Here is a 17,951-nt window from a genome sequence, read left to right as displayed (position 1 = left end):
CAGCCCGCCGATCGTCCCCCGTCGGCGGGCTGCTTCTTTGTCTGTCGGCGGCCTGTAGGCGCGGGCACGGCGCTGTCGGTGGCCTGTCGGTCGTTTGTCGGTGGGGCCTGGCACCGTTCTGGTCATGACGCGAATCGACAACAACGCCAGTGGCGGCGGCATGGCCGTCACCGTGCGGGGGATGGTCAAGCACTACGGCGAGACCAAGGCGCTGGACGGCGTCGACCTGGACGTGCGCGAGGGCACCGTGATGGGCGTGCTCGGGCCGAACGGGGCGGGCAAGACCACCCTCGTGCGCATTCTGTCCACTCTGCTCAGCCCGACCTCGGGCGAGGCGACCGTCGCCGGGTACGACGTCCTGCGCCAGCCGCGGCAGCTGCGCCGGGTGATAGGACTCACCGGGCAGTACGCCTCGGTCGACGAGAAGCTCCCCGGCTGGGAGAACCTCTACATGATCGGGCGGCTGCTCGACCTGCCGCGCAGGGACGCCCGCGCCCGTGCCGACGAGCTGCTGGAGCGCTTCTCCCTCACGGACGCCGGCAAGCGGCCCGCGAGCACCTACTCCGGCGGTATGCGGCGCCGGCTCGACCTCGCCGCCTCCATGATCGGGCGCCCCGAGGTGCTGTTCCTCGACGAGCCCACCACCGGGCTCGACCCGCGCACCCGCAACGAGGTGTGGGACGAGGTCAAGGCCATGGTCGGTGAGGGCGTGACCGTCCTGCTGACCACCCAGTACATGGAGGAGGCCGAGCAGCTCGCCTCCGAGCTGACCGTCGTGGACCGCGGCAAGGTCATCGCCGGGGGCGCGATCGACGAGCTCAAGGCCAAGGTGGGCGGCCGCACGCTGCGGGTGCGGCCCGCCGACCCGGTGCAGCTGGAGCCGCTCGCCGCCGCCCTCGACGAGCTCGGCATCACCGGGCTCGCCACCACGACCGTCGACACCGGCAGTGGCACCGTGCTGGTGCCGATCCTCAGCGACGAGCAGCTGACCGCCGTGGTCAGCGTGGTCATGGCGCGCGGCATCACCATCAGCTCCATCACGACCGAACTGCCCAGCCTGGACGAGGTGTTCCTGTCCCTCACCGGCCACCGCGCCAGTGCCCCGCAGGACGCCGTTCCCACCGAGACCCGCGAGGAGGTCGCCGTATGAGCGCCGCAACCGCCCCGGCCCCTGTTGCCGACGCCCGTATCTCCCTGCGCGGCCACCTGCGCCACACCGGCGCCCTGGTCCGCCGCAACCTGCTGTGGATCAAGCAGGACCCCGAGTCGATGTTCGACGCTGTGCTGATGCCCGTCGTTTTCACCCTGCTGTTCGTGTACGTCTTCGGCGGCTCGATCGGGCAGGCCCTGGGCGGCGGTCAGGACGGGTACGTCCAGTACGTCATCCCGGGCATGATCGCGATGATGAGCATGACGCTGTCCCAGGGCGTCGGCACCGGATTCAGCCAGGACTTCAACTCCGGTGTCATGGACCGCTTCCGGTCCCTGCCGATCGGCCGCGGCTCGGTGCTCTTCGCGAAGATCTCGGTCGAGCTGGTGCGGATGCTGTTCGCGACGACCGTGCTGATGATCGTCGCCATGCTGGTCGGGTTCGACATCAACCACTGGGGCGGTCTGTTCGCGGCCGTCGGCCTGTCCGCGGTGTTCGCCTCCTCGATCATGTGGGTGTTCCTCACCCTGGGCGTGGTCCTGAAGAACGCGCAGTCCGTGCAGGCGATGGGCTTCCTGGTGCTGTTCCCGCTCCAGTTCGGCTCGTCGATCTTCGCGCCGACGAAGTCGATGCCGGGCTGGCTGCAGGCCTTCACCGACTACAACCCGCTGTCCACGCTCGCCGACGCGGCCCGCGGGCTGATGGTGGGCGGCCCGGTGGCGCACGACCTGTGGGTGACGCTGGGCTGGTCGGTGGCGATCACCGCGGTGGCGGCGCCGTACGCGATCCACAAGTTCCGTACCAAGAGCTGACGTTCACCCTCGCGTCAGACCAGGGCGGTGGCCTCCTCCATGGAGAGGCCGCCGCCCTCCGCGTACGCCGCCTCGTACGCCTCGTCGTCCAGGGCCGCGCGGGTGTCCGCCACGGCCCGGGCGAGTGTCTCGCGCTCCAGGTACGAGGGGACGTGGCCGGGCGGCAGGAACTGCTCCGCGGCTCCGAGGCAGCGGGCGGCGTCGCGGGCGCGGCTGCCGCCGTCCAGTCCGGCGAGGGCGACCGCCGCGACCGTCAGGTAGGTGGAGCGCATCGACGGGGCGATGGCCTCCGAGAGCGGGTCACCGGCCCGCGCGAGCGCCCCCCGCACCTTCTCCAGCGCCTCCTCGTGACGGCCGTCGGCGCCGTCCAGCCAGGCCTCCATGCCCAGGATGAACGCGTCGAAGACGACGAAGTGCGCGATCTTGAACTGCTCGCGCAGCAGCCGGATCTCCTCGCGTGCCTGCGGGATCCGGCCGGTCATGCCGTAACGGCCGGCGAGGAACAGCCGGGCGGCGGGCATCGCCTCGTTGCCCGCCCCGTCCTGCTGGTCGATCACCTCGTGCAGCAGCCGTTCGCCGCGTTCGATCTCGCCCGCCTCCAGCAGCGCGGCGCCGAGCCGGGCGCTGAGTACGGCCACCTGGGCGCGGGCGCCGAGGCGCTCGGCGTGCTCGATCGCGGACTCGTAGTCGGCGGCGGCCGCCCGCCACCTGCCCCGCTTCTCGTTCGCCTCGCCGCGCGCGGAGAGCGCCTCGGCCGTGCCCCACAGGTCGCCGAGCCGGCGGTAGATCTCCAGCGCCTCGTCGGCGTCACGGATCGCGTCGCCCGCCCAGTCGCTGCGGTTGGCGAGCAGGTTGGCCCGCATGTGCAGACTGGCGGCGAGCTCCCACTCGTGCCCGGGCGTGGTGCGGCAGGTGCGGACGGCGGCCTCGACCAGCTCGCGCAGCTTCTTCATGTCGCCGGTGAGCATGACGGCGAAGAACCACAGGGAGCCGGGGCTGCGGCAGGTCTGCGGCAGCCCCGGGGAGTACGTCTCGGAGATGATGCGCAGCTTCGTCTGCGCCTGCGGGGTCTGCCAGACCTCCAACTCGGTGTCCATGCAGGCGAGATGGACGAGGTGCAGGCCGCGCCGTGCCTCGTCGAGCAGCTCGCCGCGCCAGGGCGGCGGGGTGTCCGTGCAGCGCTCCCACACCGGGACGGCGGGGCGGACGGGCTCGGTGAAGGGGTCGGGGCCCAGGGCCTGGACCTCGCGGGACCAGTTGCGGGCCTCGATGCGCAGGTCGCGCATCTGCCAGTACCAGCTCAGCGACAGCACCAGGCAGAGCGCCTCCTGCTCGTCGCCCTGGGCGACGGCGTGGCGCAGCGCGGTGCGCAGGTTCTCGTACTCGCGCTCTAGCAGGCCGATGGCCCCGCGCTGGTCGGGGCCGCGCAGCAACGGGTCGGTGCGGCGGGCGAGTTCGCGGTAGTACGTGCGGTGGGCGACCCCGGCCTCGGCCGGTCCGCCCGCCTGGGCCAGACGCTCGCCCGCGTACTCGCCGACGGTCTCCAGCAGCCGGTAGCGCATCTCGCCGTCGCCCGAAGGGGCGGCCACGACAAGGGACTTGTCGACGAGCGAGCCCAGGGCCTCCAGCGCCGCGGGGCCGCAGACGGCCTCGGCGGCGGTGAGGTCGCAGCCGCCGGCGAACACCGACAGGCGGCGCAGCACGTCCCGTTCGTCCTCGTCGAGCAGGTCCCAGGACCAGTCCACGACCGCGCGCAGGGTCTGCTGGCGGGGCAGGACCGTACGGCTTCCGGAGGTGAGGAGGCGGAAGCGGTCGTCGAGCCGGTCGGCGATCTGGCGGGGTGTGAGCATGCGGAGCCGGGCGGCGGCGAGTTCGATCGCGAGGGGCAGTCCGTCCAGGCGCCGGCAGATCTCGGCGCACGCCTCGCGGTCCTCCTCGACACTGAAACCCGGCCGGGCGGCGGCTCCCCGGTCGGCGAGCAGGCGCAGGGCCACCGGTTCGGGCAGCGGCTCCACGGGACGCAGCAACTCCCCCGGCACGCCCAGGGGTTCACGGCTCGTGGCGAGCACCGTCACCTCGGGGCAGCGCTCCAGCAGGTGCTCCACGAGCCGGGCGGCGGCGTCGACGACATGCTCACAGTTGTCCAGGACGATCAGCATGCGGCGCCTGCCGCAGTGCTCGGCGAGCCGCTCCAGCGGGTCGTCGTGCCGGTCGCTGCCGGCGGCCCGCATCGCCTCGGCCCCGGCGCCGTACAGCACGGTCTCGCGGGCGCCCACGGCGGTGAGGACGGCTTCCGGCACGGCCTCCGGGTCGTCGACGGGGGCCAGTTCGGCCAGCCACGTCCCGTCCCGGGCGGCGTCGCGCACGGTCTCGGCGGCCTCCTGCGACAGCCGCGTCTTGCCGGCCCCGCCGGGGCCGAGCAGCGTCACCAGCCGGGCCGCCGCGAGGTCGCCCCGGATGGCATCGATGTCGGCCTCCCGGCCGACGAAGGAGGTCAGACGGGCGCGCAGGTTGCCGGGGCGCGCAGTCTCCGGCGGCGCGGGGGCGACGGCCGCCGGCTGCTCACGGCGCCCGGCAGGCGCCTTGGGGCCGCCGGCCAGCAACTCCCCGTGCAGGGACGCCAGTTCGGGCCCCGGGTCGGAGCCCAGCCGGTCCGCGAGCAGCCGCCGTACGTCCTCGAAGGCGGCCAGCGCCTCTGCCGTACGGCCCGCGTCGCGCAGGGCGCGCAGCCGCAGGGCCTGGAGGGGCTCGTCCAGGGGGTGGGTGTCGCACAGGGCGGTCAGTTCGGGCACGGACTGCTCGCCGTGCCCCAGGGCGAGGGCGGCGCTGTGGCGGGCGCGCAGGGCGTCCAGGCGGCGGGCGTCCCAGCGGGCCGCCTCGGCGGCGCGGTCGGGCAGGTCGGCGAGGGCGGGACCGCGCCACAGGCCGAGGGCGTCGTCGAGGACGACGGCGGCCTTGGCGGGGTCGCCGTCGGCGAGCGCGCGCACGCCCTCGCCGGTCAGCCGCTCGAAACGGTGCAGGTCGATGTCGTCGGGCCGGGCCGCGAGCCGGTAGCCGCCCTCGTCGGAGGCGACGGCGTCCGCGCCGACGGCCCGGCGCAACCGCCCCACCAGCGCCTGGAGCGCGCCCGGCGCGTCGGCGGGCGGATCGCCGTCCCACACCTCGTCGAGCAGGAGACTCACCGGCACGGTACGGCCGGCCCGCAGGGCGAGCACGGTCAGCAGAGCACGCAACCGCGCCCCGCCGACCTGGACGGGTGTGCCGTCGGGGCGGAGCGCCTGAGTGGTGCCGAGGATGCGATAGCGCACGGGGTCCATTGTCTCCGTAGACGTCGGGGCCGGTCACGGGGTTCGGGCGGGCGGTGCGTCGGCGCGGCCCGGAACGCGTGCGGTGCCCGCGCCCCCGGAACTTCTGCCGGAGCCCCGGCTTCCCACCCTTCCACGGAACCCCCGCACCACTGCGAGACGTTTTCCCCGTGCGCCCGGTACCGTCGGGCGTCCCACCGCGGGGAAAGTGTCGTCCAGGGAGTCCCATGACCACCGTCACCACCAGCCGCAGCGACCGGAGGGTCAGTCCCGTCTTCCTCGGGATACTGGCCGTCACGGCGGTCACGGGATGGGCCACCTGGACCGGGTTCGCCGAGCAGCCTGGCCTGGCCGTGTTCCTGTTCGTGACGGCGGCCTGGGTCGTCTCGCTGTGCCTGCACGAGTACGCGCACGCGCGCACCGCCCTGCACAGCGGCGACATCACGGTCGGCTCCAAGGGCTATCTCACGCTGAACCCCATGAAGTACACGCATGCACTGCTGAGCATCGTGCTCCCCGTGATCTTCGTGATCATGGGTGGCATCGGCCTGCCCGGCGGTGCCGTCTTCATCGAGCGGGGCCGGATCCGGGGGCGCTGGCGGCACAGCCTCGTCTCCGCGGCGGGCCCGCTGACCAACGTCCTGTTCGCGGCCGTGTGCACGGCGCCGTTCTGGCTGCACGCCCTGGACGGTGTGCCGAGCGACTTCCGGTACGCCCTCGCGTTCCTCGCCCTGCTCCAGGTCACCGCGGCGATCCTGAACTTCCTGCCGGTACCGGGCCTGGACGGCTACGGCATCCTCGAGCCCTGGTTGTCCCCCGGCGTCAAGCGCCAGGTGGAGCCGTTCGCGCCGTTCGGCCTGCTGTTCGTGTTCGCGCTGCTGTGGGTGCCGTCGATCAACGTGGTGTTCTTCGACCTCGTCGACGCGATCCTGCGCGGGCTCGGCGTCAGCGACGGGGACACCTCGTCCGGCTACGGCCTCTACCGCTTCTGGTAGGCGCCCCGGCCGCGCCTGACGTAGTACAGGCACATGTTGCTGGACAGCCCCGCCAGCAGGATCCACACGATCCCCAGCCAGCTGCCCTGCGCGAAGGAGACCACGGCCGCGGCCACGGCGAGGACGAAGACGATCAAGGCATAGACGCCAAGGCGGGGCATTTCGGTCGGCTCCTGTCGGCGGACTCGGGGCGAACGCCGCACGGGCTCGGGAGAACGCCGCGCGGGTTCGGGGGACACTGCTACGGCCTCCAGTGTCCCCCACGCGCTCACACGTCGGTCACACGGAGTCCGGCGTGCGCCTTGTAGCGGCGGTTCACGGAGATCAGGTTCGCGACCAGGGACTCGACCTGGTGGGCGTTGCGCAGCCGGCCGGCGAAGACGCCGCGCATGCCCGGGATCCGCCCGGCGAGCGCCTGCACGATCTCGACGTCGTCCCGCACCTCGCCGAGCACCATCACGTCGGTGTCGATCTCGGCGATCTCCGGGTCCTGGAGCAGCACGGCCGACAGGTGGTGGAAGGCGGCCGTGACCCGCGAGTCCGGCAGCAGGGCGGCGGCCTGCTCGGCGGCGCTGCCCTCCTCCGGCCTGATCGCGTACGCGCCCTTCTTGTCGAAGCCGAGCGGGTTCACGCAGTCGACGACCAGCTTGCCGCTCAGCTCCTCGCGCAGCGACCGAAGCGTCTTGCCGTGGCCGTCCCACGGCACCGCCACGATCACGACGTCGCTGCGGCGCGCGCACTCGGCGTTGTCGGCGCCCTCGACACCGTGCCCGACATCCTCGGCGGCGGCCTGCGCGCGCTCGGCGGCCCGCGAGCCGATGATCACCTTCTGCCCCGCCCTGGCCAGCCGGTAGGCCAGTCCCTTGCCCTGCGGGCCGGTCCCGCCGAGGACGCCGACGACGAGTCCGGAGACGTCGGGAAGGTCCCAGGGGTCCTTGGCGGGGGCCTTCGCAGGGGTCTGTGCAGCACTGTCGCTAGAGGTCATGGCCCGACTTTACGTCCGCCCCGGGCAGCCCCGCCGGTCAGAGCCTGTTCGCAGGCTCTCAGGTGAGCCGCGTCACGGGCACCCGCCGCAGGACGATCCGCTCGTACGCCCCGAAGTCCCCTGTCTCGTAGAGGAGTCCGACGGTAGAGGCGTCGATCCGTACGAGGTCGGAGTACGCGGCGGGCAGTCCGTCGACCGTGCACGCCGGGCGCCAGGTGATGCCGCCGTCGGTCGAGGCGCGCAGGGTCATCAGGGCCCGGGCGGACGGGCAGGCGGGGCCGGAGAACAGCAGGACGTCCGGGTCGCGCAGGTGCAGCAGGCTGCCCTGGCAGACGGGTCCGTCGAGGCCGGCCTGCGGGCGGAAGCCGGTGCGCAGGGTCTGTCCGCCGTCGCCGGAGCGGGCGTCGGCGCGGTTGCCGGGCGAGGTGGAGTCGGTGCGGGTGTTGAAGTAGACGCGGCCGCCCGGGAGTTCGGCGGCGGTGGTCTCGTTGGCGTTGATGTAGCCGTCGGGGGTGTCGTCGACGTAGCCGAGGGACCAGGTCTCGCCGCGGTCGTCGCTGAGCAGGCAGTGGCCGCCGTTGTACCTGCCCTCGTCGCCGGCGTCGGTGCCGGAGGGCGGCAGGGTGTGGTTGCCGGGGACGACGACGCGGCCGGTGCTCAGCTGGATGCCGTGCCCGGGTGTGGTGGCGTACCAGCGCCAGCCCGCCCTCTTCACCTGCCCGGTGATCTCCTTCGGGCCCGACCAGGTGACCCCGTCGTCGTCGCTGTGCTGCACCCACACGCGGCGCCCGTCGGCGTCCTTGACCTTGCCGCGCACGATGAGGTCCTCCGAGGCGGTGGCCGCCGAGCGGACGTGGACGAGGAGGACGCGGCCGGTGTCCAGGGCGATGGGGGCGGGGTTGCCCGCGAGGTCGGTGCCGTTGCTCGCGGCGACCTGCAGCGGGCCCCAGGTCCGGCCGCCGTCCGTCGAACGCTTGAGCACGATGTCGATGTGGCCGTGGTCGCTCGGGGAGTTCACCCGGCCCTCGCAGAAGGCGAGCAGGGTGCCTTCGGCGGTCGCGACCACCGCGGGAATCCGGTAACTGGCGTATCCCTCGCGGCCCGCGCGGAAGGGGACGGTGGCTTCGGTCATGGGCCTCGTGTCCCCCGGGCAGGCGAATTCACGGTGAACTCCGGGTCACGAGTGTCCGATTGGTGCAGGATGCGTCCGCATGGATGCCGTACGGGTCGCGCTGCTGCGCGAAGTCCTCGCCGGGACCGAGTGGTTGGGGGCGACCCGGCGCTTCGCCGGGGCGCTGCGCGGCTCGGTGGTGTCGCACGGCGGGGGCCTGCTCCTCGTCGGCACCGAGGAGTACGAGCCCTGGCACCTCGCCGCCCACCTGGTGGACGAGGCCGCCTGGTCGGGGACTCCGGAGCTGGCCCCGACCCTCGTACGGCACGACGCGCGCCCCACCGATCCCGCGCACCTCGCGGTCGGCCTGGGCCGGCTGGCGGCGGCCCGGCGCGGCGAGACGCTGCTCGTGGTCTCGCCCGGGGGGCCGGGCGCCCCGCTCCTGGAACGGGTCCACGACGCACGCCGGGCCGGTACGACGGTCCTCGCCCTGGGCCCCGGCGAGAACGAACTCACGGCGATGGCCCACGAGTGCCTGACCGTCCCGGCCCCCTCCGAACTCGACCTCGACACGGTCCAGCACCTGGTCAGCGCGGCAGCCGGCGAGAACGCCCTGCCGTCCCCGAGAGGCCGGCGCCGCCTGCGGGACCGCCTGGCCCGCCTGGCGGACCATCTGACGGCACCGCCGACGGCGGGCTGGTAGGGCACCCCGCACGACCCAAAAGCAGTTGCCGCGCCGGTTCCTTCCGGCCGAGCATGACAGCTCGTGACCGCCGGCTCCCCAGAACCCACCACCCCGCGCACCTCCCGCCTCCGCGCCCTGCTCCCCGATCTCGCGCCGTGGCGGGCCTCGGCCGACTTCCGGCGGCTGTGGGTGTCGGGGACGGTCTCGAACTTCGGGAGCTTTCTGACGTTCGTCGCGGTGCCGGTGCAGCTGAAGGAACTCACGGGGTCGGCGGCGGCGGTCGGGGCGATCGGGGCCGTGGAGCTGCTGCCGCTGCTGGTGTTCGGGCTGTACGGGGGTGCGCTCGCCGACGCGCTGGACAAGCGGAAGCTGATCGTGTGGACGGAGGTGGGGCAGGGCCTGCTGTCCGCCGCCCTGCTGCTCGACGCCCTGCTGCCGAGTCCCGCGATCTGGCCGCTGTACGTCGTGGCGGCCCTGTCCTCCGCGCTGGTCTCGGTGCAGCGACCCGCGCTCGACTCGCTGTTCCCGCGGATCGTGGCCCACGAGCACCTGCCCGCCGCGGCCTCCCTCAACTCCCTTCGCTGGACGGTCGGCGGCGTCGCGGGCCCGGCGGTGGCGGGCGTCGTCGTGGCGTACGCGGGGCTCGGCTGGGCGTACGGCGCGGATCTGCTGACCTTCGCCGTCTCCGTCGCCCTGGTCGTGCGCATCGCCGCCTCCCCCGCCGCGCACGAGGCCGCGAAGCCGTCGCTCAAGGCGATCGCGGAGGGCGCCCGCTACGCCTGGGGCCGCAAGGAACTCCTCGGCACCTACGCCGTCGACCTCGCCGCGATGTTCCTGGCGATGCCGCTCGCGGTGCTGCCGTTCCTCGCGGACGAACTCGACGCCGACTGGTCGCTGGGCCTGGGGGTCCCCCCAGGCCCTTAAGGCACTGGGGGAGTACGCGAGCGTCCCCTTCGGATCACTGCTGGTGAGCCTGACCAGCGGCTGGACCTCGCGCGTGCACCGCCACGGACGCATGGTCGTGCTGTCGGCCGCGTTGTGGGGCCTGGCGATCGCGGCCGCCGGCGTCGTCGGCGACGTATGGCTCGTGCTGCTGTTCCTGACGGTGGCCGGCGGCTGCGACATGGTCAGCGGGATCTTCCGCGGGGCCATGTGGAACCAGACGATCCCGGACGAGCTGCGCGGCCGGCTCGCCGGGATCGAGCTGCTGTCGTACTCGGTCGGTCCGACCGTCGGCCAGGTCCGCGCGGGCGGTTTCGCCGCGTGGTGGGGCGTTCGGGCGTCCGTGTGGTCAGGCGGCCTGCTGTGCGCGGGCGCGGTGGGCCTGCTCGCCCTGTGCCTGCCGAAGCTGATGACCTACGACGTCCGCACGAACGAGCACGCGGCACGGCTGCGCGCCCGCCGGACGACGGCCGTGGCGGCCGTGGCGACCGGGACCCCGGCCGATGCGCCGCCCGACACACGGTCCGACGCACCGTCCGACGCACCGGCGCAGACCTGATCAGTCGTCGTCGGCGCGTCCGGCCGGGGCGTCGTTCCACTTTGGGTCGTTGTCCCACTGGAGGTTGCGCTCCCGGGCCGTCTCCATCGCGTGCTCGGCCTCCTGCCGGGAGGCGTAGGGCCCGAACCGGTCCTTGGCGGGGCATTCCGGCCCCTCCTCGACCTTCTTGTGCTTCAGGCAGTAGAACCATTCGCCCGGCCTGCCGACCGTGCTCTTCTTGAACAACGCCATGACCTGCTCCTCTCGCCAACCACATGTTCCCCCACAGCGGCTCGTTAGACTCGCTGGCATGTCTGGCCAGTCGCTGCTCGTACCAGGGGACCTGTCCCCCACCCGTTCCGTGCCCGGAAACATCCGCCGGCCCGAGTACGTCGGCAAGCCCGCGCCGACGCCGTACACCGGCCCGGAGGTGCAGACGCCCGAGACGATCGAGGCGATGCGGGTCGCCGGCCGGATCGCCGCGCGGGCGATGGAGGAGGCCGCGAAGCTGATCTCGCCGGGGGTCACCACCGACGAGCTGGACAAGGTCGCCCACGAGTACATGTGCGACCACGGCGCCTATCCCTCCACGCTGGGCTACCGCGGCTTCCCCAAGTCCCTGTGCACCTCGGTCAACGAGGTGATCTGCCACGGCATTCCGGACTCGACGGTGCTGCGCGACGGCGACATCGTGAACCTGGACGTGACGGCGTACATCGGCGGGGTGCACGGCGACAACAACGCGACGTACCTGGTGGGCGACGTCGACGAGCAGAGCCGTCTGCTAGTGGAGCGCACCCGCGAGTCCCTGAACCGCGCGATCAAGGCGGTCAGGCCGGGCCGCCAGATCAACATCATCGGTCGCGTGATCGAGTCGTACGCCAAGCGCTTCGGCTACGGCGTGGTCCGCGACTTCACCGGCCACGGCATCAACTCGTCCTTCCACTCGGGCCTGATCGTCCCGCACTACGACAGCCCGCACGCGACGACGCTCATCCGGCCCGGGATGACCTTCACGATCGAGCCGATGCTGACGCTGGGGACGCACGAGTACGACATGTGGGACGACGGCTGGACGGTCGTCACCAAGGACCGCAAGCGCACGGCCCAGTTCGAGCACACGCTGGTGGTGACGGAGTCGGGGGCGGACATCCTCACCCTTCCGTAACGCCGCTCACCGGGACCCGCCCCTGCTGGGGGCGGGTTTTTTCCTGTACGTTTTTCCCGACACACTGTCGGGAACTTTACCGACGAGAGGTCGGGAAGCCACCGGCCGAGACATTGACTTAGGCAAGCCTTACCTTGAAAGATGAGGCTCATGGACACCTTCTCGACCACCATCCGCACCGCCTCCCACGAGCAGCACGCGGAGGCCGAGACCTCGACGTTCATGAGCGACCTGCTGGGCGGGCGGCTGGGCGTGGACGCCTACGCGCGCTACACCGAGCAACTCTGGTTCGTGTACGAGGCATTGGAGTCCGGAGCGGAACGGCTGGCCCCGGACCCGGTGGCCGGCCCCTTCGTCCGGCCGGAGCTGTACCGGCTGGCCGCCCTGGAGCGCGACCTGGAGCATCTGCGCGGCTCCGGCTGGCGGGCGCGGCTGTCCGCCCTGCCGGCGACGCGCGCGTACGCGGCACGGGTGCGGGAGTGCGCCGAGCGGTGGCCGGCCGGATACGTCGCCCACCACTACACCCGCTACCTCGGCGACCTCTCCGGAGGCCAGATCATCCGCGGCAGGGCGGAGAAGACGTGGGGCTTCGCCCGCAAGGGAGACGGCGTCCGCTTCTACGTCTTCGAGCAGATCGCCAACCCGGCCGCCTTCAAGCGGAGTTACCGCGAACTCCTGGACGCCGTCCCCGCGGACGACCTGGAGAAGCAGCGCATGGTGACGGAGTGCAAGCGGGCGTTCGCCCTGAACACGGCGGTCTTCCGGGCCCTGGGCGGGGAGTTCCCCCTGACCGCGTAGCGATCAGCGCATCGCACTCAGGGATTCAGCGCTCACCACTCAACGCTCCGGCTGACGCTCCAGATACACCCGGCCGCCGATCTCGACCCAGCCGTACGGCTGCGGTGCGGTCAGTAGCTGCGAGCCCGCGCCCTGCGTGATGTTCAGCGCCCGCCCCAGCCGGTCGGTCAGCAGCAGTGCGGCCGCGCCGGTCGCCTCGTCCTCGTCGATGCCGTCGTCGCGCCCCGGGAAGCCCCGCGCCCGCACCCGGCCCGCGGCCTCGTCCTCCCAGGCCCAGGCGTAGATCCACTCGCCTTTCGGCGGTACCGGCAGCTCGTCGACCTCGGCGGCGGTGGCGTACTGGCGCAGCGTCCGGGGCGGGGCCCACTCCGCGCGGGCCTCGATCCAGCAGAACTCCCCGTCCTGCCGGGCCCCGACGGCCCCGGCGGGCGTCACCAGCTCGGGCACGTCGAGCAGCCAGGCCGCGCCGACGCAGGGGTGCCCGGCGAACGGCAGCCGCAACGTGGGCGTGTAGATGTCGACGACCCCGCGCTCCGGGTCGTCGACGAACACGGTCTCGCTGAACCCGAGCTTCGCGGCGAACGCCTGCCGCTCCGTCCGCCCGGGCATGACGGATCCCTCACGCACGACGCCGAGTTCATTGCCGTAGCCGCCGTTCGGAGCGCAGAAGACCCGCAGCACGTCGTAATCAGTCACCCGGGCATTGAAACACTGCACGGGCGGCGAGGACGTCCCAGGCCGCGAGACCCCCGGGCAGGGGCAGGAACCGGGGGGGGACCCGCGCTGGCCGTCGAGGTAGTCCACCCACCAGATCAGGACGGGCGCGAGCGTGCCGTCACGCGCGTGCTTGCGGCACGCGTTCGTGGACAGGTCCCAGCGCCCGTCCCGCAGGGGCGTGCCCAACATCCCCCGCCCTGCTTGCCTGTTCACGGGACCAGCGTCGGGGACGCCCGCCCGACCGAACCCTTGAATTTCCTTTGACCTTCTCTTGACGTTCGTTTTAGGTCAGCGTGATCATCCCGTGCCCATACAGCGTCCATGAGAGCTGAATCACCGTATGGGCGGGTATCACGCAGGCAAGGCTTAGATAAGTTAGGCGAGCCTCACCATCCTTGTTCGCCCGGACACACGATTTTTCGCCAGCCTCAGGAGCCTGCATGCGAGCCGCCAGACTCTCCGTCGTCACCGCCGTAGCCGCCGTGACGGCCCTGACCGCCGTCACGGGATGCACGGAGAAGAGCAAGGCCGACGGGGACGCCGCGATCAAGGTGACGGCAGCCGACTCCAAGTGCGACACCTCCGCCACGTCGGTGCCGGCCGGTCAGGTCACGCTGAGCATCGAGAACAAGGGCTCCAAGGCGACCGAGGTCGAGATCCTCTTCCCGGACGACCGGATCGTGTCGGAGAAGGAGAACATCGGACCGGGCACCAAGTACTCGCTGACGGCCGAGGTGAAGGCGGGCTCGTACGAGATCGCCTGCCGGCCCGGCATGAAGGGCCACGGCGTCCGGCAGAAGCTCACCGTCACCGGCTCGGGCGCCGCCGCCAAGCGCGACCCGCGGCTGGACAAGGCCGTCGCCGCCTACCGCGAGTACGCGCAGGAGCAGGCCGACGCGACCATCCCGAAGGTGGAGACCTTCGCCAAGGCGATCAAGGCCGGCGATCTGAAGGCCGCCCAGGACGCCTACGCCCCCTCCCGCGTCGGCTGGGAGCGCACGGAGCCGATCGCCGAGTCCTTCGGCGACATCGACCCCAAGACCGACACCCGCGCCGACGGCCTGGAGAAGGGCCAGAAGTGGACCGGCTGGCACGCGCTGGAGAAGGCGCTGTGGCAGGACAAGAAGATCGGCGCCGCGCAGAAGACGCTCGCCGACCAGCTGGTCACCGACCTCAAGGACTGGCAGGAGCGGGTCGGCAAGGCCGAGATCACCCCGACCTCCATGGCCAACGGCGCCAAGGAGCTGCTCGACGAGGTCGCCACCGGCAAGGTCACCGGCGAGGAGGACCGCTACTCGCACACCGACCTGAGCGACTTCAAGGCCAACGTGGAGGGCGCGCAGCAGGCGTACGAGCTGCTGAGGCCGGTCGCGCAGAAGAACGACAAGGCGCTGACCACCGAGCTGGACAAGCAGTTCGCCACGCTGGACAAGACGCTCGACAAGTACCGCACGGACGCTTCGCAGGAGAAGGCACAGAACGGATTCGTCTCGTACGACAAGGTCACCGAGGAACAGCGCAAGGAGCTCTCGGACGCGGTGAACGCGCTCGCCGAGCCCCTGTCCAAGCTCGCCGCCGCCGTCGCGAAGTAGGGACGGATCGACATGACGGACACTCAGGAAGCCACCATCGCCGACGCCGACCGCAAGCCGTCGCGGCGCTCGCTGATCGGCTGGGGCGGGGCCGGGCTCGCGCTCGGTGCCGCCGCGGCCGGCGGCGGAGTCGCGATGAGCCGGGTCGGCGACGACGTGGACCCGGCCGCCGCCGAGACGGGCGCCGCGGTCGGATTCCACGGCGCCAACCAGGCCGGCATCGCCACGCCGGTGCAGGACAGGCTGCACTTCGCCGCGTTCGACGTGCAGACCGAGGACCGCGCCGAGTTCGTGCAGATGCTCAAGGACTGGACGGCGGCCGCGCGCCGGATGACCGCCGGGAAGGCGGTCGGTGAAGGCGCGTACGGCGGTCTCGCCGAGGCGCCGCCGGACGACACCGGTGAGGCGCTGGGCCTCAAGCCCTCGCGGCTGACGCTGACGATCGGCTTCGGCCCGTCACTGTTCGCCAAGTACGGCGAGCAGTTCGGGATCAATGACAGGCGGCCCGAGGCCCTGGTGGACCTGCCGCAGTTCGCCGGCGACAACCTGGACAGGGCCCGCACCGGCGGCGACCTGTGCATCCAGGCCTGCGCGGACGACCCGCAGGTCGCGGTGCACGCCATCCGCAACCTGGCCCGCATCGGCATGGGCAAGGTCAACATCCGCTGGTCGCAGCTCGGTTTCGGCAAGACCTCGTCCACCACCCCGGGCGCGCAGACCCCGCGCAACCTGATGGGCTTCAAGGACGGCACCCGCAACATCGCGGGCACCGAGACCGACCGGCTGAAGAAGTTCGTGTGGGTCGGCAAGCAGGACGTCGACGAGAAATCGGCCTGGATGACCGGCGGCTCGTACCTCGTCGCCCGGCGCATTCGGATGCACATCGAGACCTGGGACCGCACCTCGCTCCAGGAGCAGGAGGACGTCTTCGGCCGGGACAAGGGCGAGGGCGCCCCGGTCGGCAAGGCCAAGGAGCACGACAAGCCGTTCCTGAAGGCGATGAAGCCCGATGCGCACGTCCGGCTGGCGCACCCCGACTCCAACGACGGGATCACGATCCTGCGCCGGGGCTACTCCTTCACCGACGGCACCGACGGCCTGGGCCGGCTGGACGCCGGCTTGTTCTTCCTCGCCTACCAGCGCGACGTCCGCAGGGGGTTCATCCCGCTGCAGCGCCGGCTGTCGGCGCACGACGCGCTCAACGAGTACATCCAGCACGTGGGTTCGGCGGTCTTCGCGGTCCCGCCCGGCGTCCGTGACAAGGACGACTGGTGGGGCAGCACGCTGTTCTCCAAGGAGGCGTAGCCCGTGTTCTCCAACTATCTGATCGGTCTGCGCGAGGGTCTGGAAGCCAGCCTCGTCGTCTGCATCCTGATCGCCTATCTGGTCAAGACCGGTCGCAGGGACGCCATCCGGCCCATCTGGATCGGCATCGCCGTCGCCGTCCTGATCGCGATGGGCTTCGGCTGCGCCCTCGAATTCGGCTCCCAGGAGCTGACGTTCCAGGCCCAGGAGGCCCTCGGCGGCTCCCTGTCGATCGTCGCGGTCGGCCTGGTGACGTGGATGGTCTTCTGGATGCGGCGCACCGCCCGTCATCTGAAGTCCGAACTGCACGGCAAGCTGGACGCGGCCCTCGCGATGGGCACGGGCGCCCTGGTCGCCACCGCCTTCCTCGCCGTCGGCCGGGAGGGCCTGGAGACCGCCCTGTTCGTGTGGGCTTCGGTGCACGCGGCCAGCGACGGCACCCCGCGCCCGCTGATCGGCGTGGCCCTCGGCCTCGCGACCGCGGTCTTCCTGGGCTGGCTGTTCTACCGCGGCGCCCTGAAGATCAACCTGGCGAAGTTCTTCACCTGGACCGGCGGCATGCTGGTCGTGGTCGCGGCGGGCGTGCTCGCGTACGGCTTCCACGACCTCCAGGAGGCCGACTGGATCCCCGGCCTCACGCACCTGGCCTTCGACATCAGCGGCACCATCCCGCCGGACAGCTGGTACGGCACGCTCCTGAAGGGCGTGTTCAACTTCCAGCCCGACCCGACCGTTCTCCAGGTCACGGTGTGGCTGCTGTACCTGATCCCGACGCTCGCGGTGTTCTTCGCCCCGGTAGGGTTCGCCTCCGGGAAGGGGAAGGTGAAGGCACCTGATGAGCAGGGATCGCGGCCCTCGAAGGCTCCGCAGGCTTGACCGGAGTGCACTGATCGCGGCCTCGGTGACCGCCTTGTCGATGACGGCGAGCGGTTGCGTGGTGGTCCACGGGGAGCGCGAGGTGCTCCCCTCCTCCACACGCGCCGAGGCCGCGAAGGCACTGGAGCAGTTCACCGCCGCCTACAACAAGGCGGACAAGGCGTACGACAGTTCACTCGACGCCGGCCATGTCACGGGCGCCCTCGGCGACATAGACGCGGCCCGCCTCAAGGCCGGCCATGCGCTCAACCCGGGCGGCAATCCCTCGTACACGCCGCTGAAGCTGACCGACGTGACGTACACGATCCCCAAGAAGGCCGGCTGGCCGCGCTGGTTCGTGGCGGAGGCCAAGGGCAACAAGGGCGGCGCGCTGCGCTGGGTGCTGGTGTTCACCCGGGACGGCCTGGGCAGGACGTGGCGGGTGGCGTACCTGACGCTCGTCTCCCCCGGCACGCTGCCGAAGGTGCACAAGGACGCGGCCGGCTGGGCGGAGGCCGTGCCCGCGAACTCCACCGAACTCGCCGTCGCGCCGCAGGACTTGAGCCGCACCTACGCGACGTACCTGAAGAAGGGCGGCAAGACCTTCGCCGCCGGCCCGTACACCGACCGCTGGCGCGCGCAGCGCACGAAGGACGGCAAGCGGCCCGGCCTGGTCACGCAGTACATCGACGAGCCGCTGATCAGCGGCGACTACGCACCGCTGGCGCTGCGCACCGAGGACGGCGGCGCGCTGGTGTTCTTCACCACCCGCCGCTACCAGAAGCAGACGGCGGCCACGGGCACCTCGATCCCCACGCCGAACGCGAGCGTGAAGGCGCTGACGAGCGGGGAGATCAAGCAGTCGCTGACGATGGAGTTCGTCTCCAACGGCATCGCACTGGACCCGAAGCAGAGTGCGGGCGGCGGGCAGGTGGCGGTCCTGTCCCGGCTGGAGGGGCTGACCTCGGCCCAGGGGTCGTAGCGAGCCGGGTT

At 71.8% G+C, this 17,951-nt stretch carries 16 protein-coding genes and 1 pseudogene; 11 read left to right on the top strand and 6 right to left on the bottom strand.

Features of this window, described 5'->3' with window-relative positions:
• The first annotated feature begins 124 nt into the window (after positions 1-124).
• Positions 125-1,150, top strand: a complete 1,026-nt coding sequence (locus ACIBN2_RS13790; RefSeq protein WP_399134522.1) for an ATP-binding cassette domain-containing protein — start codon at positions 125-127, stop codon at positions 1,148-1,150.
• Positions 1,147-1,962, top strand: coding sequence for an ABC transporter permease (locus ACIBN2_RS13785; RefSeq protein WP_399134521.1), 816 nt, complete (start codon positions 1,147-1,149; stop codon positions 1,960-1,962). Before ACIBN2_RS13790 ends, ACIBN2_RS13785 begins: the two co-directional genes overlap by 4 nt.
• A gap of 14 nt (positions 1,963-1,976) precedes the next feature.
• On the opposite strand, the gene ACIBN2_RS13780 is transcribed toward ACIBN2_RS13785, so the two are convergent.
• On the bottom strand, positions 1,977-5,279 hold the full coding sequence (locus tag ACIBN2_RS13780; RefSeq protein ID WP_399134520.1) for a BTAD domain-containing putative transcriptional regulator: 3,303 nt from the start codon (positions 5,277-5,279) through the stop codon (positions 1,977-1,979).
• A 215-nt stretch (positions 5,280-5,494) separates the two neighbouring features.
• Here ACIBN2_RS13780 and ACIBN2_RS13775 point away from each other — a divergent pair, with 215 nt between their 5' ends.
• Positions 5,495-6,262 carry a site-2 protease family protein gene (locus tag ACIBN2_RS13775; protein WP_399134519.1) on the top strand — a complete coding sequence of 256 codons (768 nt, stop codon included), beginning with the start codon at positions 5,495-5,497 and terminating at the stop codon, positions 6,260-6,262.
• Here the strand turns inward: ACIBN2_RS13775 and ACIBN2_RS13770 are convergent.
• The 3 genes from ACIBN2_RS13770 to ACIBN2_RS13760 all read right to left on the bottom strand — a co-directional run bounded on the left by ACIBN2_RS13770 (position 6,247) and on the right by ACIBN2_RS13760 (position 8,379).
• Positions 6,247-6,423 (bottom strand): hypothetical protein, encoded by a 177-nt coding sequence (locus tag ACIBN2_RS13770; protein ID WP_399134518.1) that lies wholly within the window; start codon positions 6,421-6,423, stop codon positions 6,247-6,249. The two genes, ACIBN2_RS13775 and ACIBN2_RS13770, sit on opposite strands and share 16 nt — an antisense overlap.
• Positions 6,424-6,530: 107 nt before the next feature.
• Complete coding sequence (npdG, locus tag ACIBN2_RS13765) at positions 6,531-7,247, bottom strand: NADPH-dependent F420 reductase (RefSeq protein WP_399134516.1); 717 nt, start codon at positions 7,245-7,247, stop codon at positions 6,531-6,533.
• A gap of 58 nt (positions 7,248-7,305) precedes the next feature.
• The gene (locus ACIBN2_RS13760; RefSeq protein ID WP_399134515.1) at positions 7,306-8,379 is read right to left on the bottom strand and encodes an exo-alpha-sialidase; all 1,074 of its coding nucleotides are present in this window, start codon (positions 8,377-8,379) and stop codon (positions 7,306-7,308) included.
• Positions 8,380-8,458: 79 nt separating this feature from the next.
• On the opposite strand from ACIBN2_RS13760, the gene ACIBN2_RS13755 reads away from it, so the two are divergent.
• A complete protein-coding gene (locus ACIBN2_RS13755; protein ID WP_399134514.1) occupies positions 8,459-9,061 on the top strand; it encodes a hypothetical protein in 603 nt (200 codons plus the stop codon).
• A 63-nt stretch (positions 9,062-9,124) separates the two neighbouring features.
• Positions 9,125-10,544, top strand: a pseudogene (locus tag ACIBN2_RS13750) (MFS transporter).
• Here the strand turns inward: ACIBN2_RS13750 and ACIBN2_RS13745 are convergent.
• Positions 10,545-10,775 (bottom strand): hypothetical protein, encoded by a 231-nt coding sequence (locus tag ACIBN2_RS13745; RefSeq protein ID WP_399134512.1) that lies wholly within the window; start codon positions 10,773-10,775, stop codon positions 10,545-10,547.
• A gap of 58 nt (positions 10,776-10,833) precedes the next feature.
• Here ACIBN2_RS13745 and map point away from each other — a divergent pair, with 58 nt between their 5' ends.
• Together map and ACIBN2_RS13735 are read left to right on the top strand one after the other, a co-directional pair.
• Complete coding sequence (gene map / locus ACIBN2_RS13740) at positions 10,834-11,691, top strand: type I methionyl aminopeptidase (protein WP_399134511.1); 858 nt, start codon at positions 10,834-10,836, stop codon at positions 11,689-11,691.
• 150 nt (positions 11,692-11,841) lie between these two features.
• Positions 11,842-12,489 carry a heme oxygenase (biliverdin-producing) gene (locus ACIBN2_RS13735; RefSeq protein WP_399134510.1) on the top strand — a complete coding sequence of 216 codons (648 nt, stop codon included), beginning with the start codon at positions 11,842-11,844 and terminating at the stop codon, positions 12,487-12,489.
• 39 nt (positions 12,490-12,528) lie between these two features.
• Here the strand turns inward: ACIBN2_RS13735 and ACIBN2_RS13730 are convergent, their stop codons facing one another.
• Positions 12,529-13,185 carry a PhzF family phenazine biosynthesis protein gene (locus ACIBN2_RS13730; RefSeq protein ID WP_399134509.1) on the bottom strand — a complete coding sequence of 219 codons (657 nt, stop codon included), beginning with the start codon at positions 13,183-13,185 and terminating at the stop codon, positions 12,529-12,531.
• Positions 13,186-13,646: 461 nt separating this feature from the next.
• Between ACIBN2_RS13730 and efeO the strand changes: the two genes are divergently transcribed.
• Genes efeO through ACIBN2_RS13710 form a run of 4 tightly spaced genes read left to right on the top strand, consistent with a single transcriptional unit; the run spans position 13,647 to position 17,940 of the window.
• The gene (efeO, locus tag ACIBN2_RS13725) at positions 13,647-14,798 is read left to right on the top strand and encodes an iron uptake system protein EfeO (protein ID WP_399134508.1); all 1,152 of its coding nucleotides are present in this window, start codon (positions 13,647-13,649) and stop codon (positions 14,796-14,798) included.
• 12 nt (positions 14,799-14,810) lie between these two features.
• A complete protein-coding gene (gene efeB / locus ACIBN2_RS13720) occupies positions 14,811-16,103 on the top strand; it encodes an iron uptake transporter deferrochelatase/peroxidase subunit (protein ID WP_399134507.1) in 1,293 nt (430 codons plus the stop codon).
• 3 nt (positions 16,104-16,106) lie between these two features.
• A complete protein-coding gene (gene efeU, locus ACIBN2_RS13715; RefSeq protein ID WP_393869333.1) occupies positions 16,107-16,979 on the top strand; it encodes an iron uptake transporter permease EfeU in 873 nt (290 codons plus the stop codon).
• The gene (locus ACIBN2_RS13710; protein WP_399134506.1) at positions 16,939-17,940 is read left to right on the top strand and encodes a hypothetical protein; all 1,002 of its coding nucleotides are present in this window, start codon (positions 16,939-16,941) and stop codon (positions 17,938-17,940) included. The genes efeU and ACIBN2_RS13710 overlap by 41 nt, the downstream gene beginning before the upstream one ends.
• The last annotated feature ends 11 nt before the right edge of the window (positions 17,941-17,951 follow it).

The sequence above is a fragment of the Streptomyces sp. NPDC050534 genome (assembly GCF_044457745.1).
Taxonomy (GTDB): Bacteria; Actinomycetota; Actinomycetes; order Streptomycetales; family Streptomycetaceae; genus Streptomyces.
Note: the sequence above shows the minus strand (reverse complement) of the source record. Positions and strands in the feature narration are given on the sequence as shown.